This window comes from Flavobacterium sp. PL11, from assembly GCF_035985025.1.
Taxonomy (GTDB): domain Bacteria; phylum Bacteroidota; class Bacteroidia; order Flavobacteriales; family Flavobacteriaceae; genus Flavobacterium.
This window is the reverse complement of sequence record NZ_JAXCIA010000012.1, coordinates 1-26614: the sequence shown is the minus strand read 5'-3', so window position 1 is coordinate 26614 and position 26614 is coordinate 1. Positions and strand designations below refer to the sequence as shown.

Annotated in this window: 24 protein-coding genes; 10 read left to right on the top strand and 14 right to left on the bottom strand. The window is 31.6% G+C overall.

Annotated elements, in window-relative coordinates; genetic code table 11:
- Positions 1–22: 22 nt before the first annotated feature.
- The 6 genes from RCH18_RS08100 to RCH18_RS08075 all read right to left on the bottom strand — a co-directional run bounded on the left by RCH18_RS08100 (position 23) and on the right by RCH18_RS08075 (position 7607).
- The gene (locus RCH18_RS08100) at positions 23–1387 is read right to left on the bottom strand and encodes a CsgG/HfaB family protein (protein WP_326936247.1); all 1365 of its coding nucleotides are present in this window, start codon (positions 1385–1387) and stop codon (positions 23–25) included.
- Position 1388: 1 nt separating this feature from the next.
- On the bottom strand, positions 1389–1796 hold the full coding sequence (locus RCH18_RS08095) for a curli production assembly/transport component CsgF (RefSeq protein ID WP_326936246.1): 408 nt from the start codon (positions 1794–1796) through the stop codon (positions 1389–1391).
- Positions 1797–1807: 11 nt separating this feature from the next.
- Entirely contained in the window at positions 1808–2554 is a 747-nt protein-coding gene (locus RCH18_RS08090; protein ID WP_326936245.1) for a CsgE family curli-type amyloid fiber assembly protein, read from the bottom strand.
- A gap of 2 nt (positions 2555–2556) precedes the next feature.
- On the bottom strand, positions 2557–3099 hold the full coding sequence (locus tag RCH18_RS08085) for a hypothetical protein (protein ID WP_326936244.1): 543 nt from the start codon (positions 3097–3099) through the stop codon (positions 2557–2559).
- Positions 3100–3181: 82 nt separating this feature from the next.
- On the bottom strand, positions 3182–4030 hold the full coding sequence (locus RCH18_RS08080; protein WP_326936243.1) for a hypothetical protein: 849 nt from the start codon (positions 4028–4030) through the stop codon (positions 3182–3184).
- Positions 4031–5417: 1387 nt separating this feature from the next.
- The gene (locus tag RCH18_RS08075; RefSeq protein ID WP_326936242.1) at positions 5418–7607 is read right to left on the bottom strand and encodes a glutamine synthetase III family protein; all 2190 of its coding nucleotides are present in this window, start codon (positions 7605–7607) and stop codon (positions 5418–5420) included.
- Positions 7608–7886: 279 nt separating this feature from the next.
- Between RCH18_RS08075 and RCH18_RS08070 the strand changes: the two genes are divergently transcribed.
- The gene (locus RCH18_RS08070) at positions 7887–8837 is read left to right on the top strand and encodes a TerC family protein (protein WP_326936241.1); all 951 of its coding nucleotides are present in this window, start codon (positions 7887–7889) and stop codon (positions 8835–8837) included.
- A gap of 47 nt (positions 8838–8884) precedes the next feature.
- On the opposite strand, the gene RCH18_RS08065 is transcribed toward RCH18_RS08070, so the two are convergent.
- Positions 8885–9394 carry a hypothetical protein gene (locus RCH18_RS08065; RefSeq protein WP_326936240.1) on the bottom strand — a complete coding sequence of 170 codons (510 nt, stop codon included), beginning with the start codon at positions 9392–9394 and terminating at the stop codon, positions 8885–8887.
- An 85-nt stretch (positions 9395–9479) separates the two neighbouring features.
- Between RCH18_RS08065 and RCH18_RS08060 the strand changes: the two genes are divergently transcribed.
- The gene (locus RCH18_RS08060) at positions 9480–10049 is read left to right on the top strand and encodes a DUF1543 domain-containing protein (RefSeq protein ID WP_326936239.1); all 570 of its coding nucleotides are present in this window, start codon (positions 9480–9482) and stop codon (positions 10047–10049) included.
- 182 nt (positions 10050–10231) lie between these two features.
- Here RCH18_RS08060 and RCH18_RS08055 read toward each other — a convergent pair whose 3' ends face one another.
- The 5 genes from RCH18_RS08055 to RCH18_RS08035 are packed head-to-tail and all read right to left on the bottom strand — an operon-like array spanning position 10232 to position 14950.
- Positions 10232–11104: a helix-turn-helix domain-containing protein gene (locus tag RCH18_RS08055; protein ID WP_326936238.1), complete on the bottom strand. Its 873-nt coding sequence runs from the start codon at positions 11102–11104 to the stop codon at positions 10232–10234.
- Between the two features lie 4 nt (positions 11105–11108).
- The gene (locus RCH18_RS08050) at positions 11109–11507 is read right to left on the bottom strand and encodes a cytochrome C (RefSeq protein WP_326936237.1); all 399 of its coding nucleotides are present in this window, start codon (positions 11505–11507) and stop codon (positions 11109–11111) included.
- Positions 11497–11769 (bottom strand): hypothetical protein, encoded by a 273-nt coding sequence (locus RCH18_RS08045; RefSeq protein ID WP_326936236.1) that lies wholly within the window; start codon positions 11767–11769, stop codon positions 11497–11499. Before RCH18_RS08045 ends, RCH18_RS08050 begins: the two co-directional genes overlap by 11 nt.
- Before the next feature lie 5 nt (positions 11770–11774).
- On the bottom strand, positions 11775–12788 hold the full coding sequence (locus RCH18_RS08040; RefSeq protein ID WP_326936235.1) for a cytochrome c: 1014 nt from the start codon (positions 12786–12788) through the stop codon (positions 11775–11777).
- A gap of 5 nt (positions 12789–12793) precedes the next feature.
- The gene (locus tag RCH18_RS08035) at positions 12794–14950 is read right to left on the bottom strand and encodes a cbb3-type cytochrome c oxidase subunit I (RefSeq protein ID WP_326936234.1); all 2157 of its coding nucleotides are present in this window, start codon (positions 14948–14950) and stop codon (positions 12794–12796) included.
- Positions 14951–15306: 356 nt separating this feature from the next.
- On the opposite strand from RCH18_RS08035, the gene RCH18_RS08030 reads away from it, so the two are divergent.
- Positions 15307–15450 carry a DUF2683 family protein gene (locus RCH18_RS08030; protein WP_326936233.1) on the top strand — a complete coding sequence of 48 codons (144 nt, stop codon included), beginning with the start codon at positions 15307–15309 and terminating at the stop codon, positions 15448–15450.
- Positions 15451–15503: 53 nt separating this feature from the next.
- Positions 15504–15728, top strand: coding sequence for a Txe/YoeB family addiction module toxin (locus RCH18_RS08025; RefSeq protein WP_326936232.1), 225 nt, complete (start codon positions 15504–15506; stop codon positions 15726–15728).
- A gap of 112 nt (positions 15729–15840) precedes the next feature.
- Here the strand turns inward: RCH18_RS08025 and RCH18_RS08020 are convergent, their stop codons facing one another.
- Positions 15841–18534 carry a valine--tRNA ligase gene (locus RCH18_RS08020; protein ID WP_326936231.1) on the bottom strand — a complete coding sequence of 898 codons (2694 nt, stop codon included), beginning with the start codon at positions 18532–18534 and terminating at the stop codon, positions 15841–15843.
- 161 nt (positions 18535–18695) lie between these two features.
- Here RCH18_RS08020 and RCH18_RS08015 point away from each other — a divergent pair, with 161 nt between their 5' ends.
- A complete protein-coding gene (locus tag RCH18_RS08015; protein WP_326936230.1) occupies positions 18696–19082 on the top strand; it encodes a DUF1573 domain-containing protein in 387 nt (128 codons plus the stop codon).
- 53 nt (positions 19083–19135) lie between these two features.
- Here the strand turns inward: RCH18_RS08015 and RCH18_RS08010 are convergent, their stop codons facing one another.
- On the bottom strand, positions 19136–20464 hold the full coding sequence (locus RCH18_RS08010; protein ID WP_326936229.1) for an aspartyl protease family protein: 1329 nt from the start codon (positions 20462–20464) through the stop codon (positions 19136–19138).
- A gap of 127 nt (positions 20465–20591) precedes the next feature.
- On the opposite strand from RCH18_RS08010, the gene RCH18_RS08005 reads away from it, so the two are divergent.
- The 5 genes from RCH18_RS08005 to lgt all read left to right on the top strand — a co-directional run bounded on the left by RCH18_RS08005 (position 20592) and on the right by lgt (position 25886).
- On the top strand, positions 20592–21797 hold the full coding sequence (locus tag RCH18_RS08005) for a pyridoxal phosphate-dependent aminotransferase (RefSeq protein ID WP_326936228.1): 1206 nt from the start codon (positions 20592–20594) through the stop codon (positions 21795–21797).
- A 407-nt stretch (positions 21798–22204) separates the two neighbouring features.
- A complete protein-coding gene (gene folE / locus RCH18_RS08000) occupies positions 22205–22876 on the top strand; it encodes a GTP cyclohydrolase I FolE (RefSeq protein ID WP_326936227.1) in 672 nt (223 codons plus the stop codon).
- 192 nt (positions 22877–23068) lie between these two features.
- Entirely contained in the window at positions 23069–24547 is a 1479-nt protein-coding gene (gene cysS / locus RCH18_RS07995) for a cysteine--tRNA ligase (protein WP_326936226.1), read from the top strand.
- Between the two features lie 79 nt (positions 24548–24626).
- Positions 24627–24866 (top strand): membrane protein insertion efficiency factor YidD, encoded by a 240-nt coding sequence (gene yidD / locus RCH18_RS07990; RefSeq protein ID WP_326936225.1) that lies wholly within the window; start codon positions 24627–24629, stop codon positions 24864–24866.
- A 66-nt stretch (positions 24867–24932) separates the two neighbouring features.
- Positions 24933–25886, top strand: coding sequence for a prolipoprotein diacylglyceryl transferase (gene lgt / locus RCH18_RS07985; RefSeq protein WP_326936224.1), 954 nt, complete (start codon positions 24933–24935; stop codon positions 25884–25886).
- Positions 25887–26614 lie beyond the last annotated feature (728 nt).

The following is a 26614-nucleotide window of genomic DNA, read 5'->3' as shown; positions in this document are numbered from 1 at the left end:
TTTTTAAAATTTTAATTTATAATTAGTTACCTCGGTTTTTACCAAAATAATAAGTAAGACCTACACCAAATTTATAATAATAATCATCTCTAATTCCTGATATTAAATAATCAAGATTATCACTAAAACTGATATTATATTCACCAAAAATCCTTATTCCTAAATTTCGTGTGGGTAAATATTCTAAACCAGCACCAAATTGAACTTTAGTAAAATTATTTTCTGCTTTTGAATTAAAACCATAACCTCCTCCAGCATAAATAAAGGGTGAGAGCTTATCTTTAGGTAATAGTATCCATTCCGTATTTAGATTTAAACTTACGTAGGAGGTATCGATACTATTTTTATTAGCTAATGCAAATATATTTGTAGATGCTGACAACAAGAAACTAGGTGACAATGCTAATTTAATACCTGCTGCAGCAAATGGCCGAGCTTTTGGACTTGAATAATCACCATTTATTAAAGCAGCTCCTCCAGAAAGTTCAACACCAAAGCTTGCTCGTTTGGTATCTAATATCCTATTATAAATTTTTGAATTATCCGCAATTTCATTATCTTCTTTATATTTTTCAAGCAATGCTTCTACTTTCTCTTTAGGATCATCAGTCATTAATATTCCATCACTAATCCCTTCTAAAACAATCGATTCTACTGCTTTTTCAATAGCTTCGCTTACAGCCATTTGAATAGGTTCATTAGTGGTATAACCAGTTTCAACTTCTAAAAGTCTTTTAAAATTTACATAACGAAATAAACTTTGGTCAACAGCTTGAGATAAAATTGTTTTAGAAATATAAACCGATTTTAGAATTTTTCCATTAGAGGTAGAAACCATTCTTAGGTAGATAGTCACTCTATCTTGGCGATATTTTACAGATCCGCCAGCGCCAAAATAACGGGCGCCGAATCCACCCGTTATAATATTAGAATCATAAGATATTATTCCACCTTCTAATAATACACCGGCATATAATAACGGGGTCAACTGAGGATCGTTTGGATTTGCATTTTTATTATATTCCTGTCGTGTGGAACGAATTAAATTTCGTTCTTGAAGTAAATTACCAACATTTTCCCTTTCAATAGGTATAAACCATTTAGAATCTTCCAATGCTTTTATTAAAATTGAAGTAGCACCTTGAGTTACAGCAGTACTAAAACTGCTCCCATTCTCTTGAGGTTTATATTGTCCTGTTTGATCTCTAAATTTATAAACACCTACAACAACTTGTTCTTTAGGGGTTGGTAAATTTTTTAACAAGGAGGATGCAGCTGTTCCTTCTCCAATAACTGCTTTCTGTAAACCAGTGGGTTGATTATAAAAACCTGAACAACTGGATAAAAAAAGGAACATAAATAAAGAAACGTAGGTTAAGATTCTCATATTATTTGTTTGGGATAATGATTTGGGTTTGTTCGCCTGTTTTAGTATCAAGAATATTTAAGGACAAGCCTTCTGAAGTTGGATATATATCTATCGAGTAGCTACCAAATGTGTATGATCCCTCCGATAATCCATTTGTTCCAAATTGCTGTTTATACAATAAACTAGAAATTTGACCTAATAACTGTGAATTTAAACTTTCTTTAAATTTTTCTAAGTCAGTTTTCTGTACTTTTTCAGGAATTTTATCTTTAAATTTATTCTGATTTTCCGCGCTACTCATCAGCCATTGATAATTAAAAGTATCGCCACCAAAAGCAGGATTAACAGGCTTATAAACTAAAGCTTGAGCTTTACTTTGATAGGAGCAAAAGAGCATGATTGTCAGAAGGGATATGTATTTTATCATAAATTCAAAACTTAATATTGTGTGAAATATTTACGTTGTTTCTCCTTTTCCTTAAAATAAAAATAAGTTATTTTCGCAGATTCAGTAGCTACGGCATCTAAAAACTCATCATCAGGTCGAGCCATAAATTCATAAATAATCTCATTATTGATCTCTAATGAGATTCTAATATTTCTGCCAAAACTTAACTCTTCATTTATAAAAACTATTTCATTTCCATTTATCCCGATATCATTATAATAATAATAATATTTATCGTAATAATCCTTACCAATCTTTGTTTTAGTATTATCAGTCACTATTCCTTTCAAAATAAAGTTTCCGTCAGGTGGAATTATTTGGGTGTTATTTTTTTTTTTATCATTATTAAAAACTAATCGTTCTTTACTAATAACTTGCATTTCTTCATTAAAAAATAATAACATAATAATGATTTCATCATCTTCATTGATATTAACCTGCGTTGATGATAACTTTATTTTCTCACCTGGTTCAAGTGTTAAAAGACCTTCTTGTACATTATTTGATTTATTATTTTTAGTTGACATACTATTTTTAATAACAGATAACGTGTAAGAAGCACTTTTTGTAATATCGATCAAATTTTCAGCAGTCCCTGTAATTTTAATACTGTTCTCAGTTCTTTCTATATCAATTTTAGCTTTTATTTGATCTTGCGGTACATTATTTTGAGCATAACAAAAATAATTACTTAATAGTAAGATAATTAAAGTGTAATTTATGCTTGCTAACTTCATCTCTAATTTAAATTATTTATAATTATTACAGACGCACCATTACCGGATTGACTCACTTTAAGATCTTTGGAAATGGAGTTTGTTCCAATACTTTTTATATTTTGATTATTACCGTTTTGTAACATCTCTGTGTTTACATTATAATTTGTTCGATAAGAATAATCATTTATAGTATTATTGATGCCATTTTGATAAATGGAAGCAGTAATAGTTTTAGCATCTTTGATTAAATTATATTCATTGTTATCACCATTTTGATTCACATTCACTGATGATAAATCTGATTGCACATTTAACAGCGTTTGATTATAATTTCCTATCTGTTGAATAATTACAGCACCAGTTTTATTTTTTGATAAATCTGTTTTTACATTATTATTAGTACTATTGTTTGCAGCTAAAAGTATATTAATAGCTAAATTCCTTTCAGTAAGCGATTTACCACTATTTTTATTTAATGCAGAGTATTCCTCATTATTTTGAGACAATATGATTTGAGTAAAAGATAGAAAAATCACACTGAGTATAAGATATGTATTTTTCATTTTTTTTGTTGTTATTATTAAAAAGATGAGACGGTTATAAAACCATCTCATCTAATTAAATTATTAAGATATAGATATGATCTTAGTTACCTTGGTTAACAATTATTGTATTTGCAGTTCCATAAGAGAAATTAACAGCTGCATGACCCATTCCATTTTGAGTTACAGTGGCGCTGTTAGCTACACCAATTTGTAAAGTATCGTTTAACAATTGATTACCGTTTTGCGTGTTACTTGCCATATTGCCGGTACCATATTGATAATGATTTGAAATATTTCCATCTCCTGCAGACTCACCTCCTGAGGAAGTTTGTGTTTGATATGATGTGTTTTCAACTCCACCTTGACTAGCATAAGCTACATTAAAGTCGCCATTCTGAGTTTGAATCGCATAGTTATCAGAATTTGGAGTAAATGGAACAGGAACTGCCGCTGCTGCTGCTAATTGGCTAGGACTAAATACTGATGGTCCAACGGGCTTTTCGTTTCCTGAAGTCCCTTGATCAATAGTTGCCATATTTTCGTTTCCTGTTTGAATTTGTGATGCCCAGTCTCCTCCTTGTGTTGCAAGTGGTGCACCCGCTATTTGATCTTGCCAGATCGTAGCATTATTCTCATTACCAAGTTGATTTTGAAAAGCCTCATTATCCTGATTGCTTTGAGATATGAAAGCTACATTTAACTTTCCGTTTTGCATAACATCAGCGCTATTTCTCATTGCTGCATAAGATCCTGGCAAAATTCCTTGATACACTTTAGAAGAGTTTGTAGATCCATCCTGATCAACTTTAGAACTGTTCAGTCCACCAAACTGATCAACAAAAGATGATTGGTTATCACCAAGTTGACTCACACTAGACGTATTACCCTGAGCAAATGATACTGCTCCTACAAATAGCATCGCTGAGACGCTTAAAATTACTTTTTTCATAATAAATATATTTAATTGGTTGTTAATACAAATTATCATGTAGGTTAAAAAAGTGAGCAGGGGATACTCCTATTTTTCGTAAAATATAACAAGAAAATTAATATGATTATTATTTTTTCTTTTCCTTTACATGTCAAAGATAGGTAAGAATGATTGTTATAACCAAGCGTAAACATTAGGTTTTTAACAATTTAGCTAATTTTTCGATAAACTGTAATTCAAATACGATGAACTACAAGGAAAGGAATTTTTTTTGTAGGAATAGTTTGTTTGTCAATTATAGGATTATAGAAATAAGTTATATATTTAATAGTTTTTGCTAGAAAATGAATTATTATTTATGAAATGTATTTTCAATGTTGTGCTAATCAATTACTATTTTGTAGTATTCATCCATAAATTTAGATAATAAACTCAAAAAACAATATGGAATAACGTTTTAGGCATAAGCATTAAATAAAAATTACTTCACAAAAAAATACATTGTATTAGTACAAAAAGCTTCCAGCTATCTTAACTAATTACAGTCTCTGATAAATAATACAACTCAATAGTACACGGTAAAATTTCAATTTAATAATACTACTAAACACTTTAAAAATGAATTTTTGATGATTACCACCTAAAAACATATTGTCATATTTTAATCTTAGTTCCTAAAAATTTATATCCACAAAATTTCAATTTACAAAGGAGAGATAAGGAATGATTTAAAATGCTTTAATTTGTTATGCGGCGGCATTTTAATGATTAATAGAAGTATTACCATCATTATTTTGTGAAAAATCATTAACAACTCAACTCTATTTTATTTTTAATAAAATGACACCATTACTGATTGGAAATGGTTACATACTTTAAAACTCCACATAGATGATTTTTTACATTAAGTTCTTGATTGAAAGATTTTTTTACTCTGCAACTCTGACTAGTGTCAATTATGTTTTAATCACTACGTTAAGTTTTAATTTTGAATTTACAAAATTTGTAAAAGAATAAACTCAATTAACACTTCAGCTGCTAAATTGCTATTGCTTTATGAAAATTATAAATTAGATATAACAGCGTACCCTAACTTACGTTTTATTGGCGTAATAAAATTTATATCTATTTACAATTATATTATCTTCCTACATTAGCCACTTTTTTACAGTTCATAAAGTCCAATAGTTGATTTATCGTACATTTTCAATTATTTTGATAAATTTGAGCACCTTAATTGCGTTACAATTTGAAAATTTATTATTTACTACACATATCTAAATATCTTTAAAATTTGCTTCTGTACTAAGTATTTAAGTGATGCAGTAAATTTATATTAATATCTAATGCTGTTAAAATTAAAAAATGCCCATCCAAATTAAGGACAGGCATTTATAAATAGTTATTATTTAGTAAAAAGTAGTTCTCGATACTTTGTCAAAGTCCAAATTTCATTATCGACAAGTAACTCTAATTTATCACAATGTTTTCTAATGATTTCAAAATAAGGCTTAACCTTATTACAATAAACTTCTGCCATTTCTTGAGCATCAGTTAGCGTGTTAGCCTTTTTTCTTTCATTAGTCATCTCAACAACATTAAAGTTAATGCCTTCTATATGTTTAGAAATTTGTTTAATAAGAATGATTTGCTCTTTAGCAATGTTTTCAAAATCATCTCCAAAAATATCCTTTAACCCTTTGACATTCGCTATCAATGTATTTTGGTACCGGATAGCAGTTGGAATAACATGATTTTTAGATATATCTCCTAAAACTCTACCTTCGATTTGAATTCTCTTAGTATATTCTTCTAACTCTATTTCATACCGTGCTTCTACCTCAATATTGTTCATAATATTAAGCTCTGAAAAAAGATCCAAAGATTTTTTAGAAATTCGAGCTTTCAAGGCTTCAGGAGTTGTTTTAAAATTACTCAATCCTCGTGCTGCAGCTTCTATTTCCCATTCCTTACTATATCCATCCCCTTCAAAAAGAATTTTTTTGGAGCTTTTAATATATTCTCTTAAAACATTAAAGATTGCATCATCTTTTTTCATGTCTTTTGAAAAGATTAAAGCATCAACTTCTACTTTAAAATCTCTTAGTTGTTTTGCCACAATGGCATTTAAAGTGGTCATTGAATTAGAACAGTTAGCTGTCGATCCAACGGCCCTAAATTCAAATTTATTTCCTGTAAATGCAAATGGAGATGTTCTATTTCGATCTGTATTATCTAAAAGAACATCTGGTATTTTACCTACAACATTTAGTTTTAAGTCGGTTTTCTCTTCTGGTGATAACTTTCCAGCGGTTACACCCTCTAATTCTTCTAATACTTTTGTTAATTGGGCACCAATAAAAACTGAAATTATAGCAGGTGGTGCTTCATTTGCGCCTAATCTATGATCATTACTTGCCGATGCAATTGCAGCTCTTAATAAAGATTCATTGTCATTGACTGCCTTAATCGTATTTATAAAAAAAGTTAAAAACTGCAAATTACTCATTGGAGTTTTACTTGGACTTAATAAGTTAATTCCAGTATCTGTAGCTAACGACCAATTATTGTGTTTTCCAGAACCATTAACACCTTTAAAAGGCTTTTCATGAAATAAAACTTTAAAATGGTGACGTTCGGCAACTTTTTGCATTACATCCATTAATAGACAATTATGATCTACTGCAAGATTAGTTTCTTCAAAAATAGGTGCTAATTCAAATTGATTTGGTGCCACTTCATTATGACGTGTTTTTACTGGAATACCTAATAACATACATTCTTGCTCTAAATCTCTCATATAAACAAGTGCTCTAGTGGGTATCGATCCAAAATAATGATCATCCAACTGTTGCCCTTTAGCAGAAGTATGTCCTAATAAAGTTCTACCTGTCATCATTAAATCAGGACGGGAGTTTGCTAAAGCACTATCAATCAAAAAATATTCTTGCTCCCAACCTAAGGTAGCTGTAACTTTTTTTACATTTTTATCAAAATATTTGCAAACCTCTGTAGCAGCTTCATCAATTACAGTAAGTGCCCTTAATAAGGGAGTTTTAAAATCTAAAGCTTCGCCGGTATAGGAAATAAAAACAGTTGGAATACACAAAGTAGTTCCAAAAATAAATGCTGGAGAAGTGGGATCCCATGCAGTGTACCCTCGTGCTTCAAAAGTATTTCTGATGCCTCCATTCGGAAAGCTTGAAGCATCTGGCTCTTGCTGAACTAATTGTGCCCCACCAAATTTTTCAACAGGGTCACTTCCATCAGGAAAAGTTTCAAAAAAAGCATCATGTTTTTCAGCAGTTATACCTGTAAGTGGTTGAAACCAGTGTGTATAATGAGTTACACCTTTTGAAAGTGCCCATTCTTTCATTCCCATTGCAATATAATCAGCTAATTTTCTATCTATTTTACTGCCATGCTGAACTGCACCTTGAACACCTTTGAAAGCGTCAGAGGTTAAATATTGTTTCATTGTTTTATCGTTGAAAACATTTGAACCAAACAAAGCTGATTTTTTATCTGATTCTTCAAATTTTACCGGCTCTCTAGTGGATGCTTCTCTTAAAGCTTGGAAACGCAATGTTGACATAAAAATTAGTTTAAATTTAATAGACCCTGTTATTTTGATGCAAATATAAAATATTTGATACTTTCTCAATGCTATACCATCATTTTTTATGGGTATAGATATAATTTTTATCACATTACCATAAAAAGAGTAAAATATTTGATAATTGTAAAACCAATTTTATTATTTTTTTTATGATGTTGTAAATATGAATTAAACCAGATGTAACAACTTTCATTTAAAACGTAATAAAATTTAAAAACCAAAAAGTATCTTTACCGTCAATACAAAAAACTATTTATGATTGTCTGGATTATTTTTTTGACTGCTGTTTTAATCTTTTTAGCGCTTGATCTTGGTGTTTTTAATAAAACTCCGCATGTTATCAGTACAAAAGAAGCTGGTAAATGGACGGCAATATGGGTAACATTATCTTTTCTTTTTTCAGGAGTAATTTATTGGCTCTATAATACTAATTATATTGCAAACCCTGATAATTTAGAGCCAGCAACAGCGGCAATAAAATTCATTACAGGTTATTTAATTGAATTATCGTTAAGTATTGATAACATATTTGTAATTGCCATCATATTTGCCGCTTTTAAAATACCCCAAAAATACCAGCATCGTGTTTTATTTTGGGGAATATTAGGAGCTATAGTATTTAGAGGTTTAATGATATTTTTTGGAGTAATGCTTATCAATAAATTCACGTGGATGACTTACATATTTGGAGCATTTTTGATATATACTGCTATGAAAATGTTATTTAGTGGAGCTGACGAGCAATTCGAACCTAAAAAATCATTTGTTTATAAGAGTTTAAAGAAAATTATGCCAATATCGAACAACATTGACGGGGAACATTTCTTTGTAAAAAGAAGACACATTACTGCAGCAACACCGCTTTTTGTTGCTCTTGTTGTCATTGAAGTGATGGACGTAGTCTTTGCGATCGATAGTGTTCCAGCAATTTTAGCGATTACTAATGATCCCTTTTTAGTTTTTAGTTCTAATATATTTGCTATTTTAGGATTACGATCCATGTATTTTTTCTTAGCTAATATGTTAGCCAAATTCAGTTATTTGGAATACAGTTTAATTGCGATATTAAGTTTTGTTGGATTAAAAATGTTGCTTCATGATTTTATCAAACTACCAGAGTGGGTTTCTTTAGCTTTTATAGCAGTATCTTTAATTTTAGGAATTGTTATTTCATTACGAAAAAATAGTAACGCTTCTGTATCATAAAACATAAAAAAGGGAAATCATAAGATTTCCCTTTTTTAATTTAAAAATTAAAAATCAATTTTCTTGATTTTTTGTTGATCAACTTCAAGCGCTTTCATTACCGATTCAATATTATTTTTATCGATCGTTTTAGCAAATCCATCTGGTATAATTACCACTCTAAATGTTTGATTTTGAGTCCAACTAGCTTCTAAAGAATTCAAATTAAAATTAGCAGAAAGATAAATTTTAGCACTATTCCTTGTAAAATCAAAATTATAATCTAATGCTCCATTATTGTCAAAATAATATGTTTGTGGCATTAATCTCCAAACATCTTGACCATTCACAACATCATATAAATGATACATTAAAACGGAATCTGATGAACGCAGAAGCGGATCAAATAATACAATTTTACTATAATTGTTATTAGCATTAAATGATGCAGTAATTTCAAAAACTTCTGTTTTAGGAATATTGATAGGAGAATCATACACCTCAGTAACCTCAGTTACTTCGCAACTTTGTAGCATCGTTATCCCGATGAAAACTAATAGTAAGGTAATTTTTTTCATGATTGATAGATTAAATATTTTATAATTTCTCGATATTCATTAACTATGCCAAAATTTATTTTATAAATATTCTTAACTTTGAAATATGGAACAAGAACTAAAATTATATATGGTTATGCTCGGCTGCACACCTATAGGAAGGATTACAGAGCAACATGATATTTTCTTTGGAATCGGAAATTCGTTAAAAGAATTAGTCCAGAGCATGATTGATTTTTGGCCTGAAGCCAAAGGAAAAATACATATTGATGCGTGGAGGGAAGTCACCACTATTGATGATTTTATGATTACCATAGAACCTAAAAATGCCTCAACTAATACAGCTGTAGAAAAATTATTTTTTATAAATTTAGGTGGCTATAAAGAAAATGAATTTGAAGAGTATCATTATAAAATGCTTGCTGTTGCTGAAAATTTAGGATTAGCTTCTAAATTATCTAAAAAATCAGCCTTTTATAAACATTTTGGTTTTAAAGGCGCTACTTCTCATATAGATGAAAAATATGGAATTGATGTGGATGATATTTATAATGTGGCAGATATACTTAGTGAAAGCGTTAAAAACAAATATGCTATCAAAATTTCAAAATCAGAAGGTCATCTGCTGGAAGATCACTTACATATTGGATATCTCAAGATTGATAAAGTTAAATAAAAGCTAATTATATAATAGCATCCTTTTTAAAAAAGTCGATAGACTAATTAAAGTAATTTCTCAATAAGTGCAATTAAGTATTTATTTATAGCTATTTACCACGCATTGTCGAAAATTATCAAACTTCGCAAAAAAAGGGGTGCTATCAAGTTTGTTTTTTATTACTTAAACACTTTTAAAATTTAAGTTAAAGAGCTTAAAAACATTTTTTTAAAGCCATCAGGGGTAGTATTTTCGTATTTTTTGAAGAACCTTCCAAAATAGGAATTATCAGTAAATCCCAATTCATAAGCAATCTCTGATGCTGTTTTTTTCTCGTGGATTAATAATCGTTTTGCTTCTAGAATAATTCTATTTCGAATTAAATCCCCTGCTGAACTCTTCGTTACTTCATTGCAAACGGCATTAAGATAATTAGGACGGACGTGTAATATTGACGCGTAATCTTTTACAAAATGTTTTTCTCTAAAATATTTATCAATCAGTTCCTCAAAATGATAAATTAATTGCAGCGATTGACTTAACTCAGTGTTTTCATTGTTTGTTTTAAATAAACGATCCAATTCCAATAACATTAAGTTAAGTAAAGAATATAAATGTTTATCAAAATTATTTTCTTTTCCAGTAAACTCTTTTAACATCCAAATTGCAATCGATTTTAAATTTTCAAATTGCTCTTGTGAAACGGTAGCGTAAGGAATTTTGTGTCTGTATGTTAAAAATGAAAATTCACTAAGTTCATAATTTTGATGGCGCAGTGCAAAGAAATCATTTTCAAATACAATTATATATCCTTCAATTTTATCGTAATCAATCCATTGATGAATTTGCCCGTAATGCAAACATGTAATAGAAAAAGGTTCTATTACACACTCTTCAAAATCAATTAGTTGTTTACCGGAATTGTGTTCGTTCAACAAAATCATATTATAATTATGACGGTGCGGAACATCTAATTCTTTAACATAAGGGAGAAAATCAATCGTTTTATAAATAGAAAATTTCAACTTGTTTAGGGTTATCGTGGCAGAGTTGATATTTTTTATTTCACACATAATTTTATCCTAAAGAAGTAATTGTATAATATATAGCCCAAGCTGCAAAAGCGATAATTCCAGCAATAACCCAAGAAGGAACACTTTTGGGCGTTTCAGAACTGTCAATTAAAAACTGTTTTTGATTTCCTTTACCATAAGCATTAATCATCAATGGCAAAATTCCATCGACTTCATCATTTGGATCTAAACCATCAATAGTAATTGAAGGTCCATTTCTTACCATAAAGGGAATGATTTTAATACCTTCTTTACCAATTGGGTCTTTGCTTACTATTTTTAAATGATGTAATCCATCAATTAGTTTTCTAGTGTCTAAATCGAAATTTACGGGCGTTATAAATTCGCCTATTGGCAAAACGTCCTCATCAACAAATATAATCACTTTTGTTTTACTGTCCATATTCGTCAAAATTTAGGATGGTTCGTTTGATGTGATTGCTGTTCGTTTCTTTAGGTTGAACAATGTATTTCACTGAATAAAAAAGTGTTATCAAAACGATAATACTCATTCCAATCACTATGGCATAATCCAAATTTCCGTCTGGACCTGCGCCGTGTGCAATACCTTGTAAAATTTTTGGCTGCTGTTTCTCGCATACTGGACAGGCAAAAAGACCCACCGAAAAAAGACTAAATAGCGTTAAAAAGATTGATTTTTTCATGATATTTATTGTACTGGTGCAGTTGCTTTTGCAAGCTCCATTAATTTTTTCACTTCTTCTACTGTAACTTTTTTAGCATTATTACCCCAACTCGTTTTCTCGTGATTCATAATGGCTGTTACTTCTTCTGCAGTAAGACCTGCATTTAATCCAACGGCGGGCATAACACCATATTGTTCTTGAGCGTTGTAGCCATTCATAATAATGGCAACCATAATTTCAGAGTCGTCATTGAGCACAACTTTGCTTCCTTTTAAAGTTGGAAATGCACCAGCAAGTCCTTCACCGTTTTGCTGGTGGCAAGCCATACAATTTGCTGCGTATAAATCGCTTCCGTTTAATTCTGGTTCAACGCCACCTGCTGCACTCACTGCCTCTTTTTTCTCTTTCTTGTATAAAAATTTTGGATCTGGCGTACCATCTGGTAATTTAACTTGTTTTAAACTTTGTAAATAGGCCACTAAATTTAAAGCATCTTCTGTAGCCACCACGACTCCTTTTTGTCCTCTCATAAATGATTCAGGAACGGCAACCGTGATTTCGCCTTTTTCTGCTTTCTCTTTGACTTCAAATAGCCATGGATAAGGTGCCATAATGGACTGTGGCGTTACAATTCTAGGATTGTATAAGTGGACTAGATGCCAATCTTGACTTGGCTGACGTTCTCCAATAGTCGTTAAATCCGGACCAGTACGTTCGGTTCCCATCAAGGTTCCGGCATTTTGCCAAACGCTTGGTCTTGTACTTAAAGCATAATCCGCTGCAATTCCTGGGCGTTTTCCCCATGTTTTATCCATATCTACATTTCGGACTTGCTGCGTGTGACAGCCTACACACCCATTACTAATATAAATTTGTCTTCCTGCTTCTTGAGCCTCTGTCAGCGGAATAGCGCCGTATAATGGAACGCTGTTTTTTTGGTTGTACAAACTCGGAAGTACCGCTACAAAAAGTGTGAGTGTGCCAAATAGAAGTGCGACCGACGTAAAGAGTTTTTTATGATCGTGAAATATACTCATCGTAATTAAATTTTAGGTTTGGCCAAATTTGTTTCCAAATTTTGATTGATAATTTCAAATGCTTTTTCCTTTACATCAACATCCACAGTGGGTTGCAGCATTTTATACATATTGTAAACCAATACAATATGCGAAAGCCACATTAGAGTTCCTCCGATAGCTCTCCACAGCCAATACGGACCCATCATGACAACACTATCTATAAATGGAGCACCTTCAGCCCACATTAATCCTTTTAAAGTTCCACCAATCATTAATGGAATAGTGTAAAATTGCAATCCTATCAATGCCAACCAGAAATGAGCTCCAACCCCTAATTGAGGTGGTTCTTTTCCTGTAAGACGAGGGACAATAGCATAAATGCCTCCAAAAAGTAAGAAAGTTATAATTCCGTACATCGTAATATGCGAATGTGCTACCGTAAAATCAGTAAAGTGCCAAAGCAAATTAGTAGAACGAAATGCCTCTGCTGTTCCTTGAAAAGAACCTGTAAAATAATATATAATCCCTACTAAAAAGAACGGCAGAGAGTAACTGTTACTTATTTTACTCCAAGAACCTCTCATCGTCATTAGATAATTCGTAGTTCCAGCCACAACCGGAATTAACATTCCCACACTTCCTACAATCGCAACCGTTTGCAACCACCAAGGTATAGCACTAAAAACAAAATGGTGTGTACCAATAACCGTATAAAATAAAATTTGAGACCAGAAAGCCAGAACCCCTAAGCTGTAGGAGTAGATGGGTTTGTTCAGTTGTTGTGGCAATAAATAATAAAGCACGCCCAACATAGAAAACATAAACCACATTCCCACTGCTTGATGCATATAGTAGCCTTGCACGATAGTTTCACCAATTCCATCTTGTCCCATTGGGATATAACCAATAAATGCAACTATTAGAATAAAAATGTACGCACCAACGATGAACCAATTAGATATGTAGATTTCAGTAGTTGTTCGCTTGGCAATGGTCTTTATAAAATTAATTAAAGTAAGAATTAATCCAGCAGCCCAAATTGCCATAATAGGCCAAATAATCTCGCGGTATTCACCACCTCCATTATTGATTCCTGCCATGATGGTAATAGGTCCCACCAACATCGCAACATTTACACAAATTAGTGCTATCCAACCATTTTTTATACTATTTAACGGAGCATTACTGACCATAGGAACGATATAATAACCCAAGCCCATAATCCCAATCGTCGCCCATGCCCAAAAAACTAAATTAGTATGAACAGCACGAAGTCGTCCAATACTTAACCAACTTTGCGTATCAGCATCTGGGACTATAAATTTTATTCCTACATACTCCCCAACAGAACTACCTATAAAAAGCCAGACAACAGCTGAACCTAAAAACCATAAAACCAATTTTGTCAATGCAGGATCAATTTTTGGCCGTTTTATTGGCGGTCTTTTAGTGGCAAAAAATCGGTAATTAGTTTCAGAAGTGATGTTTTTTAGTAACCCTTTAGAATCGTGTGATACTTTGCCAGCAGAAATTTCGTTAGGTACTACTTCATAAGCTGATCTTTGTTTGATTTCCTCTAATTCTGTATCACTTGGCATATTTTGATCGTCAGATATAAATGCGGCAAATGCTTCAGCTTCTTTTAGTTTTTGAAAATTATTGTAGTTTCTAAAACTGGTAGTCACTTTTGAAACTAAATAAATCAAAGCGAAAAATAGCGGAATAAAAATCAATACCAAAGTAATTACAATTCCTGGCTCAGAGAAAATATCTTCTCTTTTTGCTGGCCCAGTCTGGGCAAAAATAATCTGGGGTGCTAGATAAATCAAACCTAAAATAGTTAGAGAAAGTCCCTTCCTGTCACTTTTTCTTTTTCTTTTTAATAGGTCAATTTCATTAGCATTAAGATTACTAATATGTTCTTTGAACTTGCTTTTTTGATGTTCCAGTTGGTCTTTGGCTGTCTTATTAGTGTTGGAAATCAGCGTTAGCAACAACACAATAATGGAAGCGACAGTGATTAAAACAACTGTTATAAGCACGTCTATGAATTCAATGGATTTGCCTGGAAAAAAACTAATGTCGGTGTCGTTTTGAGCAATAGCGAAAAATGGCTGGAAAAAGAGCAGCAACGTTACAGTAAATGGCTTTAGCTTAGATTTGAATAAAAGGTTTATCATTTGGAATATCATATTGACTATTTTGAAACACTACGTAAAAATAAAAATTGTAAAATGGTATTTTATGGTGTTAAAAGTTGTAATTGTGGTACTATTTACTGTTAACAATATTAATCAATTATTTGACTAAAGATTCCCAGTTCTGAAAATTTTCAGAATTGAGATTTTTATTATTGAATAAGAATTCAATCTTGTTTTCAATCCAGCTGAACTTTGTTCGATTATTACAATCTTAGCTAATGAATCTGCTTTTTTGTCTTCAATTTTTATAACTTCTTGCAATAGTAGTCTTGAGCTATTAGCACTATCTACAGTTTGCTTTTTTTGTATATTTGCTTAAAATAAAATTAGTTGCTATGACAACGATAACAATTAATGAACATACCAAAGCAGTTAAAACATTGCTGGAATTGGCAAAACTATTATCTTTAAATAATAAAACAGTTGAAATAATAGAGGAAAATCCATATAATCCTGAATTTGTAAAAAAAATTCATTAGGCTGAGAAAAATATTCTAGGCGGTAATTATGAAACTATTGATCCAAATGATTTATGAGGAAGTTTAAGATTGAAATAACACAAGTAGCAGAAAAAGATTTAGCCAAGCACTTTAAATCTGGTAATAAATCTAATATAAAAATGATTCAAAAAATATTATGCGAACTTGAACATTCTTCATTTCAAGGAGTTGGAAGACCTGAAAAATTAAAATATCAGTTTATAGATTTGTGGTCAAGAAGAATAAATCAAAAAAATCGATTAATTTATAGTTATTAAAAGTAACGTGACCATCTTTGTGATATTAGCAACCGGTCATTATTCTGACAAATAAAAAACCCCAATCTAAAAATTTCAGAATGGGATTTGCTGTTTTTAAAAGAATTCAAAACTATTTTAATCCACTTAAACTTTGTTCAATAGTCGCAATCTTCGCTAATGAATCCGCTTCTTTTTGTCTTTCATTTGCCAAAACTTTCTCTGGCGCACCAGCTACAAATTTCTCATTCGTCAGTTTGTTTTGAACTGATTTTAAAAAACCTTGTGTATAAACTAATTCCGTATTGAGTTTAGCGATTTCTGCCTCAAGGTCAATATTGCCAGTGATTGGAATAAAATATTCATTCGATTTTACTCTAAATGATAATGCACCATCCACTTTATCAGATACATATTCTAGTGTAGTGATGTTTCCTAATTTGATTACAACCCAATCAAAGTACTTCGAAGTTTTATCGTTATTGATCACCTTTAATTCGATTGCGTCTTTAAAAGCAATATTTTTGTCTTTACGAATAGTTCTAATTCCAGAAATTATTTCAATTGTATGATCAAAATCAGTAATTAATCCCGCATTAAAAGGTTTAATTTCTGGCCAAGTCGAAACAATTAATGCTTGGTCGGTTGTTCTTTCTGCAATAATTTGCCAAATTTCCTCTGTCAAGAAAGGCATAAAGGGGTGCAATAACTTCAAGTTATTTTCTAGCATTTCTATTGCTTTCGCAAAAGTTAAACTGTCTATTGGCTGCTGGTAACCTGGTTTAATAATCTCTAAAAACCAAGAACAGAAATCATCCCAAACCAGTTTATATATCGCCATTAAGGCATCAGAAATTCTATATTTTTCAAAATTATCTTCTATTTCTAAAAGCGTTTGTTGAAACTTAGCTTCGTACCATTCTACCGCCACTTTTGATGATTCGGGTTGCGCAATAGCATCTGAAACTTCCCAACCTTTTATTAGTTTAAAGGCATTCCAAATTTTGTTAGTAAATGCTTTTCCTTGGTTACACAATTCTTCGTCAAACATTATATCGTTTCCTGCAGAAGCACTCAAAAGCAAGCCAACACGAACACCATCGGCACCAAACTTTTCAATTAAATCTAATGGATCGGGAGAATTTCCTAGTGATTTAGACATTTTACGTCGCTGTTTGTCACGAACCAATCCAGTTAAATAGACATTTGTAAATGGTTTTTTGTCCGTGTATTCATAACCTGCAATTATCATTCTCGCCACCCAGAAAAATAAAATATCTGGACCGGTCACTAAATCATTCGTTGGATAATAGTATTTAAAATCTTCACTTTCTGGATCCATGATACCTCCAAAAACTGACATTGGCCACAGCCAAGAAGAAAACCAAGTGTCAAGAGCATCCACATCTTGAGTTAAGTCCGCAATACTTAGTCCATAGTTTTTGGTCTTTTCCTTGGCTAAAACCAAAGCATCATTTATGTTTTCAGCAACTACAAAGTCCTCCTTCGCGTCACCATAGAAATAAGCTGGAATTTGTTGTCCCCACCACAATTGACGCGAAATGTTCCAATCGCGAATATTGTTTAACCAATGTGCATAGGTGTTATTGAATCGTGCTGGATGCAATTTAATATCCCCATCAACCAAAACAGATTGAATGGCTGGTTTTACTAAATCCTCCATTTTCAGGAACCATTGATCTGATAAACGAGGTTCGATAACCGCTTTTGTTCTTTCGGAAGTTCCCACTTTATTTAAATGAATCTCCGTTTTTGCTAAAGCACCAATCGTCTCTAATTCTTTAGCAATTTCTTCACGAACTATAAAACGATCTTTTCCTTGATAATGCAATCCAAAACTATTCAAGGTAGCATCATCATTAAAAATATCAACAATTTCTAAATTATGTTTTTCTCCTAAAGCCATGTCATTCATATCGTGAGCTGGTGTTACTTTCAAGCAACCAGTTCCAAACTCGATGTCTACATATTCATCTTCGATAATAGGAATTACTCTTCCACAAATAGGGACAACAGCTTTTTTCCCTTTTAAATGAGCAAATCTTTCATCATTTGGATTAATGCAAATCGCGGTATCTCCAAAAATAGTTTCGGGACGTGTAGTTGCAATAGTGATGTATTCCTCCCCCAACGCCTTCAAAGGAGGTGAGCTATCGGTAACGGCTCCCTCTCCTTTGGAGAGGGCTGGGGAGAGAATTTTATATTTTACAAAGTATAATTTTCCTTTTTGCTCTTCATAAATAACTTCCTCGTCAGACAAAGTTGTTTTGGCTTCTGGATCCCAATTTACCATTCGGAATCCTCTGTAAATGAGTCCTTTATTGTACAAATCCACAAATGATTTTATTACAGAAGCTGACATATCAGGATCCATAGTGAATTTTGTACGTTCCCAGTCACAGGAAGCACCAAGCTTTTTAAGTTGTTCGAGAATTACGCCACCATATTTATCAGTCCACTCCCAAGCATGAGTTAAAAATTCGTCACGTGTTAAATCATTTTTATTGATTCCTTGGGCTTTTAATTTGGCAACTACTTTAGCTTCTGTCGCTATCGAAGCATGATCTGTTCCTGGCACCCAGCACGCATTGAAGCCTTTTAGACGAGCTCTTCTAATTAAAACATCTTGAATGGTATTGTTCAGCATGTGACCCATGTGTAAAACTCCAGTCACATTTGGTGGTGGGATTACAATAGTATAAGGAGTTCTATGATCTGGTTCAGAATGAAAATAATTATTCTTCAGCCAGTAATCATACCATTTATCTTCTATACTTTTAGCGTCAAATTGTGCGGGAATTATCATATAATGCAACTGTTAAAACCAAAATATTATGTTTGGTGTGATATTTGTAATTGGGATAGGCAGCAAAAGTAAATAATTCTGTACAGTATAAAAAGAGAAATAAAAAATTGTACATTAATTAAAAGAAACTATTTTTACTAAATGATTTTAAATAAATAAAAATGAAAAAAACTATAATTTTACTTGCATTAGTACTAATCAGCAGTATCGGTTTTGCTCAAAATGGACCTAAAATAGTATTTACTGCAAAGGATAATACCATAGATTATGGCACAGTTAAAAAGACAGATGATGGTTCACGTGATTTTAATTTTACAAATACTGGCAATGCACCATTGATAATCACAAATGTATTGTCAACTTGCGGATGTACCGTACCTACAAGACCGAACGAACCCATTATGCCTGGAAAAACGGGTAAGATTACTGTAAAATATAACATGGCTCTTGGGCCTATTAGAAAAACAATTACAGTAGAATCAAATGCTATTAATTATGATGGTGGAAGAGTTGCTTTGAAAATAAAAGGTGACGTTACAGCTAACTAAAAGATAATTTAAGATTTAAAAGTGCTTTTGAAAAATATTCAATAGCACTTTTTTTATAAAACATCATTAAGTTCAAATTTAAAGTTTAAGATCACATTATTCCGCTCTACTTCAAGAATAATCCATCTCGTATTTTCAGATCTAAAAATGGAATTGATATTTTGTAATGAATATTTATGTGTTGTTGCATTGTTTATTTTAATGATAATATCGCCTTTTTTTAATCCAGCAGTGGCGGCGGGAGAATTTTCACGAACATAGGCGATTTGGTAAACTGGCTTGACTTGAAACTTATATTTAAAATCTGCTTTAGTATTATAAGCACTATTTTCACTAAACTGTGAATTTACTTTAATTGTTTCTACTGGCACTGTTTCTTGAACCCATTGCAAGCCATTATGCTGTATATCTACGCCACTTTTATTATATGTAAATAGATCTGAATAGGCTTTATTTTTTTTTAAATATAAATTTTGATTATGATAATCAAACACAACATCAAATCTCTTGATGATTTCACCACCCACTGATCCCATTCTATCTGGAACCATCGTTACATGCTTAGTAGAAATAGAATCTGGAAAAGCCGCCATAAGATTTTTAAATTCAAATTTCTCCATCTGAAACTTTTCAATTCGCGCTCGCTTCCCTTCAATATCACCACTAAAACCCTTTCCTAAAAAGTCATTAAAATTTTTAGCAGGAACTTTTACCAGTTTAGATCGATCATCGAACAACCATACAGCATCACTATTTCCAATATCTATCAATAATTTTACTGGAATTTCTTGATCGTTTAACGTTACTTTGCTTAATAGATATGGTTTGAATTTCTCAATAGAAATAGGGATGGTACTAAACTTTTTTTCAATTTTTTTGCGGTTCTTTGGAATATCTTTATATACCACAATCTTTTTTCGACTATAATTTATTTCAACTAAATTATCTCTAAAAAATTGGTAACCAATAATACCATTTACCGGAATGCCTACATGCGAAGACAAGTTAAAGTCAGGGTCTAAAACAATGTAAAGCATGTGGTTTTTTATCTGTAAACCACTAAATTCTAAAGTATTGCTGGTGGATTTCAGTCCTTCAACAGCAGTTTGATTTCCCAACCCTTTGAGCATAATTTTTTCAGCATTAAAAAAACGCACTTCTTTTTTATCATCCAAACTAAATAAAATTGTTTCAGAAACGCCAGTGTCTAATAGAAAATTTAGTTCTATTCCATTTACCTTTATAGGCACAAAAACTAAATTATTTATTATTTTAAATGGGATTTTTATTTTAGTGACATCTGCATCAAACTGAAATCCTTTTTGGGCAAAAACTGGGGTAATAAAAATGGAAATGAAAATTAAAACCACTACTTTAATCATTGTCTTTGTTTTCAATAAAAATAATAATTTATTCCCAGTACAAATGTAGATTTAACAATTTATACACTTATAAAGTGCAATAAATTCGAAAAAAAAATCGCAAATTTGCAATTCAATAATTACGACTATGCCAACAATATCAAACAAAGGCAAATTGATGCCTGAATCTCCAATTAGAAAATTAGTTCCTTACTCAGAAATCGCTAAGAAAAAAGGAAATAAAGTATATCATTTAAACATTGGTCAGCCGGATATAAAAACGCCAGAGGTTGCTATGCAAGCTGTTAAAAACATTGATTTAACAATACTTGAATATAGCCACTCAGCTGGAAATGAAAGCTACAGAAAAAAACTAGCCCAATATTACAGTAATCAAGGTATTCCTGTAAGCATTGAAGATATCATCGTGACTACTGGAGGATCAGAAGCCTTGATGTTTGCCATGGGAAGTATTATGGATCAAGGCGATGAAATCATTATTCCAGAGCCGTTTTATGCTAATTATAACGGATTTTCAACAGCTTCTGGAGCAATTGTAGTTCCAGTTATTTCTTCTATAGAAACGGGATTTGCATTGCCAGCTATCGCCGATTTTGAAAAGTTAATTACTTCAAAAACAAAGGCAATCCTTATCTGTAATCCTGGAAATCCTACTGGTTATTTATACTCAAAAGAAGAAATTATGCAACTGGCTGATTTAGTCAAAAAGCATGATTTATTCCTTATTTCTGATGAGGTTTATCGTGAATTTACTTATGATGGTGATATTCATTATTCAGTAATGAATATTCCTGGCCTTGAGCAACATGCCATTATGATTGATTCAGTTTCAAAAAGATACAGTATGTGTGGCGCTAGAATAGGATGTATTGTTTCTAAAAATAAGGAATTGATGGCAACGGCAATGAAATTTGCGCAAGCGAGACTGAGCCCACCAACTATTGAGCAAATTGCAAGTGAAGCAGCATTAGATACTCCGCAAAGTTATTTTGACGAAGTCATTTCAGAATATAGAGAACGAAGAGACACACTTGTTGAGGAATTAAATAAAATTGATGGTGTTGTTGTAAGCAAACCAAAAGGTGCTTTTTATTGTATAGCACAATTACCTATTGCTAATGCTGATGCATTTGCACAGTGGTTATTAGAAAGCTACGACTTAAATGGCGAGACTGTGATGGTAGCTCCAGCAGCTGGTTTCTACTCTACTCCTGGAATGGGACTAAATCAGGTTCGAATTGCTTATGTATTAAAAAAAGAAGATCTGATAAGTGCTGTAAGAATTTTAAAAGCAGCTATTCCTGTTTATAATGATTTGCAGTCCAAAAAATAGAACACTTAAATTTCTTATAAATAATATTGTTTAATAAGATTAAGAAAAGCAATAGCAGCAATGTTATTGCTTTTTTTATTGTTTAAAATATCGAATGGATTAATCTCATTTTACATATAGTACAATTCTTGAGCTATAATTATGAATCGCTATTACTTTAAACTCTTTTACAAAGTGAAGTTTGAATTTGAAAGGTTATCATTTAATTTATTCGATTTAAATAAACTCAGATTAACAATTTCCTCAAATGATTGAATAGTTATGTATAAATTGCGACCTAGTTATTTCTAAATTCCTATAAAACGCATCTCGATACCACAAATAGTAGAAGCCATAGAAATTCTTTAATTTTTATTATTTATCTTTGCCCCTTAAATAAAATACACTCAATATAATAGTTAGTTTTAATGATAGATAAAGAAAAATTTCAAGAAGAAATAGGAGATAATCATTTTAGTTTATCCGCAGTGAATCCACTTAGAGATGATGCATTTGACATGTCTGATGATGAAAAAATTGAAAAAATAAAAAAAGACTTTGAAAGCATTCTTTTAACTCTGGGAATGGATTTAACAGATGATAGTTTAAAAGGTACTCCTAATCGTGTTGCAAAAATGTTCGTAAAAGAAATTTTTGCAGGTTTGAAGCCAGATAATAAACCAAAGGCATCCACTTTTGAAAATAATTATAAATATGGTGAAATGCTGGTTGAAAAAAACATAATTGTTTATTCCACTTGTGAGCATCACCTTTTACCAATTATTGGAAGAGCTCACGTGGCTTATATTTCTAATGGTAGAGTAATTGGTTTATCAAAAATGAATCGAATTGTTGAATATTATTCAAAAAGACCACAAGTACAAGAGCGGTTAACGATGCAAATTGTACAAGAATTGCAAATGGCTTTAGGAACAGAAGACGTAGCTTGTGTTATCGATGCAAAACATCTTTGTGTAAATTCAAGAGGGATCAGCGATATCGAAAGTAGCACTGTAACTTCAGAATTTGGAGGGAAATTTAAAGAAGCTCAATCGAGAAGAGAGTTCTTAGATTATATAAAAATGGAAACAAAATTCTAAATATCCCTAACCTCTAAAGAGGAATTATAGGGATAATGAATAATAAAATTAATTGAATTTTTGATAAAACACATTATCACAACTTATAGTTTAAGTCTCAAATATGATTTTAAAATTATTTAAAGAATTCAATAGAAAGCAAAATACGAGTGCGGTAAACTGAAGAAGTACACAGCTCTAAAAAAAAATACAATGCCTTTATACAAAACGCAACATTTAAAAATTTACAATTCACTTTCAAGAGAGAAAGAAACTTTCAAACCTATTCATCAAGGAAATGTGGGAATGTATGTTTGTGGACCCACGGTTTACAGCAATGTTCATCTTGGTAATGTGCGAACATTTATGTCTTTTGATGTAATTTTTAGATATTTTTTACATTTAGGGTATAAGGTAAGATATGTTAGAAACATTACTGATGTAGGACATATTGTAGATGATGAAGATGAAGGAGAGGATAAAATTGCTAAAAAGGCAAGGTTAGAGCAGCTAGAACCTATGGAAGTGGTCCAGCGTTATACGGTAGATTTCCATGAGATTTTAAAAGCTTTTAACTTTTTACCACCAAGTATAGAGCCAACTGCCACAGGTCATATTATAGAACAAATTGAAATCATAAAAACGATTATCGATAAGGGAATAGGTTATGAAGTAAATGGATCTGTTTATTTTGACGTCGTAAAATTTAGTGAGACCAATAATTATGGAATACTGAGCGGTAGGAATATTGAAGATATGTTGGCTAATACACGTGACCTCGATGGACAAACTGATAAGAGAAATCCACAAGATTTTGCGCTTTGGAAGAAAGCAGAAGCACAACATATAATGCGATGGCCTTCACCATGGAGCGATGGGTTTCCAGGCTGGCATTTAGAATGTACTGCAATGAGCACTAAATATTTAGGGAATCACTTTGATATTCACGGTGGTGGAATGGATTTGAAATTTCCGCATCATGAATGTGAAATAGCTCAAAATGAGGCGTGTACGGGTCAATCACCAGTTAACTACTGGCTTCATGCCAATATGTTGACATTAAATGGTAAAAAAATGGCCAAATCTACAGGGAATAATATCTTGCCTAGAGAAATATTAACAGGTGAAAACACTATTTTAAGCAAGACTTTCTCTGCATCAGTAGCGAGATTTTTTATGTTGCAGGCGCATTATAGAAGTATTCTTGATTTTTCTGACGATGCTATTGTAGCTGCTGAAAAAGGATATAAAAGGCTAATGGAAGCAATGAGTTTATTAGCTGAAATAAACCCTGCTGAGAAAAGCACCATAGATATAAGTAAATGGCAGCAGTCATGCTATAACGCAATGAATGATGATTTTAATACACCAATATTAATTGCACAATTATTTGAAGGAGTTAAATTTATAAATCTCTTAAACGACGGCAAAGAAAGTGTAACAGTTGCTGACTTAGAAATTTTTAGTAAGGCGATGACTATATTCATTTATGATGTTTTAGGACTGCAAGCTGAAAAAATTTCCGATGGCAATTCTAATAAATTAGAAGGAACTGTAAATATGCTTATCGATATGAGAAAGAAAGCCAGAGAGGATAAAAATTTTGCACTCTCTGATCAAATACGCGACCAATTAATAGCCTTAGGTATACAATTAAAAGACAGTAAAGAAGGAACTACTTTTTCTTTATAAATAAAAATTAATAAAAATGAGATAATTAAAAATGTGTTAATTATCTCATTTTCTATTTAACTATTTCCCTAAATAGACCATGAAAGTAACGGATCCATTTATAATCTTAGTTCGTTTTTATCAAATTGCAATTTCGCCTTTTACTCCCGCGGTTTGTCGCTTTGAGCCCACTTGTTCAACTTATATGATAGAAGCATTAAAAAAACACGGGCTATTTTACGGTGGTTTTTTAGGTTTAAAAAGAATTCTGAGCTGCAATCCCTGGGGAGGAAGTGGTTATGATCCTGTCCCCGAAAAGAAATGCAATCACCAACATTAACCTTTTATTGGTAGGAACTTTTCTTTTATTATTTATTTTTACAATCGATTAAAAAAACAACTATAAATGACACATGCTTTACACATCGTTTGGAATCCATCAGAAGGAATTGATTTAGGCTTTTTTATGATTCGCTATTACAGTTTAATGTTTGTAATTGCTTTTGGATTAGGCTGGTATATCATGAAAAAGATATTTGAACGTGAAGGTCAATCTATAGAAAAATTAGACTCATTATTCATTTGGACTGTATTAGCGACTTTACTTGGTGCCCGATTAGGACATGTTTTCTTTTATGATTGGGAATATTATCGCAATCATTTAATCGAAATCCTTTTACCAATAAGAGAAAACGCCAATGAGTCCTTATTCAATATAATTCAAGGTTGGGAATTTACTGGATTTCAAGGGTTAGCGAGTCATGGAGCGGCGATTTCTATTATAATTGCTATGTATTTTTATAGTAAAAATGTATTGAAGAAACCACAGCTTTGGATTTTAGACCGTGTTGTCATTCCAGTAGCAAGTGGTGCTATTTTTGTACGTTTAGGAAACTTTTTCAATTCGGAGATTATAGGTCATGAAACAACTTCGCCTTTTGGCATAAAATTTTTAAGAGATCATTTTAGTCCAATAGATGCTGTTAATGCTACGCAGATTCCCAATCCTACTGCGGCGTACGCAGCTATAGCAAATAACCCTACGTTTGCCAACTTCTTAGCGCAAGTACCAGCTAAACATCCAACTCAGCTATACGAAGCTTTTTTATATATTTTTGTCTTTGCCGTACTTTATTATATGTATTGGAAAACAGATAAGAGAAATTATACTGGCTATATTTTTGGAATGTTTTTAGTACTTTTATTTACCGTTCGCTTTATTGTAGAATCTGTAAAAGAAAGTCAAGGTGGTTTTGAAAGCGCTTTAGGGTTATTCTCAACAGGTCAATGGTTAAGTATTCCCTTTGTAATTATTGGATTATATTTTGTTTTTACTGCTAAAAAACAACATGTAAATTAATTAAAACAAGCTTTACAATAATATAAGCGTTGTCTAAATTTAATAGGTAACGCTTTTTTTTGAATTGGATTTTATAATGTTCCCACACCTTTTGCGTTTTTAAACTTACTAAAAAGCTAATTTCATTGTAGTATAATATTTATGCACTTATCAAAACAACTTCATCATAGGAAAAAAGAAATCATATAACATTAACTATTTTATTCTTTTAGTTAATTTTCATACATACTCCTTTATGATCATGTAAAAAAGTACTCATATTATCAATTATTTTTAAAGTTTTATTATTTAAATATGAGGATGTCAAAGAGGAAATACAGCACTATTATTTCTTAAAAGCTATAGCAAATTTAAAAAGTTATGGATTTAGCTCTACGCTTTTACGAATTAATCATTTGCAGCATTAGTGTAATTAACAAAATTTAAGTGCTGAAGACGAAGACCAATATTTTATACTGACTCTGCGAGACAAAGTTATAATGATGTACTTTAACTCTATAAATGAAGTTAAAATAGTTATAATTGTGTGGTTAAAAATTCGCTTAGAATAATAAGTTATAATAATTTAAAAAATAACCTACCATCCATTATCACTATCCGATTATAAGGTAAATTTAGTGGTGTTTATACTAAGGCGGATTCAAGTCATAAATGCAACTTTTTGCTGATTTATCAATTTATGTAAATATACTTGGTTTGGTGTTTTAAAACCAAATCTTTTTCTCGGT

Excerpts from the sequence above, each read along its gene's own strand:
- RCH18_RS08100 (WP_326936247.1), bottom strand. The coding sequence starts at position 1,387 with ATGAGAATCTTAACCTACGTTTCTTTATTTATGTTCCTTTTTTTATCC.
- RCH18_RS08095 (WP_326936246.1), bottom strand. The coding sequence starts at position 1,796 with ATGATAAAATACATATCCCTTCTGACAATCATGCTCTTTTGCTCCTAT.
- RCH18_RS08090 (WP_326936245.1), bottom strand. The coding sequence starts at position 2,554 with ATGAAGTTAGCAAGCATAAATTACACTTTAATTATCTTACTATTAAGT.
- RCH18_RS08085 (WP_326936244.1), bottom strand. The coding sequence starts at position 3,099 with ATGAAAAATACATATCTTATACTCAGTGTGATTTTTCTATCTTTTACT.
- RCH18_RS08080 (WP_326936243.1), bottom strand. The coding sequence starts at position 4,030 with ATGAAAAAAGTAATTTTAAGCGTCTCAGCGATGCTATTTGTAGGAGCA.
- RCH18_RS08075 (WP_326936242.1), bottom strand. The coding sequence starts at position 7,607 with ATGTCAACATTGCGTTTCCAAGCTTTAAGAGAAGCATCCACTAGAGAG.
- RCH18_RS08070 (WP_326936241.1), top strand. The coding sequence starts at position 7,887 with ATGATTGTCTGGATTATTTTTTTGACTGCTGTTTTAATCTTTTTAGCG.
- RCH18_RS08065 (WP_326936240.1), bottom strand. The coding sequence starts at position 9,394 with ATGAAAAAAATTACCTTACTATTAGTTTTCATCGGGATAACGATGCTA.
- RCH18_RS08060 (WP_326936239.1), top strand. The coding sequence starts at position 9,480 with ATGGAACAAGAACTAAAATTATATATGGTTATGCTCGGCTGCACACCT.
- RCH18_RS08055 (WP_326936238.1), bottom strand. The coding sequence starts at position 11,104 with ATGTGTGAAATAAAAAATATCAACTCTGCCACGATAACCCTAAACAAG.
- RCH18_RS08050 (WP_326936237.1), bottom strand. The coding sequence starts at position 11,507 with ATGGACAGTAAAACAAAAGTGATTATATTTGTTGATGAGGACGTTTTG.
- RCH18_RS08045 (WP_326936236.1), bottom strand. The coding sequence starts at position 11,769 with ATGAAAAAATCAATCTTTTTAACGCTATTTAGTCTTTTTTCGGTGGGT.
- RCH18_RS08040 (WP_326936235.1), bottom strand. The coding sequence starts at position 12,788 with ATGAGTATATTTCACGATCATAAAAAACTCTTTACGTCGGTCGCACTT.
- RCH18_RS08035 (WP_326936234.1), bottom strand. The coding sequence starts at position 14,950 with ATGATAAACCTTTTATTCAAATCTAAGCTAAAGCCATTTACTGTAACG.
- RCH18_RS08030 (WP_326936233.1), top strand. The coding sequence starts at position 15,307 with ATGACAACGATAACAATTAATGAACATACCAAAGCAGTTAAAACATTG.
- RCH18_RS08025 (WP_326936232.1), top strand. The coding sequence starts at position 15,504 with ATGAGGAAGTTTAAGATTGAAATAACACAAGTAGCAGAAAAAGATTTA.
- RCH18_RS08020 (WP_326936231.1), bottom strand. The coding sequence starts at position 18,534 with ATGATAATTCCCGCACAATTTGACGCTAAAAGTATAGAAGATAAATGG.
- RCH18_RS08015 (WP_326936230.1), top strand. The coding sequence starts at position 18,696 with ATGAAAAAAACTATAATTTTACTTGCATTAGTACTAATCAGCAGTATC.
- RCH18_RS08010 (WP_326936229.1), bottom strand. The coding sequence starts at position 20,464 with ATGATTAAAGTAGTGGTTTTAATTTTCATTTCCATTTTTATTACCCCA.
- RCH18_RS08005 (WP_326936228.1), top strand. The coding sequence starts at position 20,592 with ATGCCAACAATATCAAACAAAGGCAAATTGATGCCTGAATCTCCAATT.
- folE (WP_326936227.1), top strand. The coding sequence starts at position 22,205 with ATGATAGATAAAGAAAAATTTCAAGAAGAAATAGGAGATAATCATTTT.
- cysS (WP_326936226.1), top strand. The coding sequence starts at position 23,069 with ATGCCTTTATACAAAACGCAACATTTAAAAATTTACAATTCACTTTCA.
- yidD (WP_326936225.1), top strand. The coding sequence starts at position 24,627 with ATGAAAGTAACGGATCCATTTATAATCTTAGTTCGTTTTTATCAAATT.
- lgt (WP_326936224.1), top strand. The coding sequence starts at position 24,933 with ATGACACATGCTTTACACATCGTTTGGAATCCATCAGAAGGAATTGAT.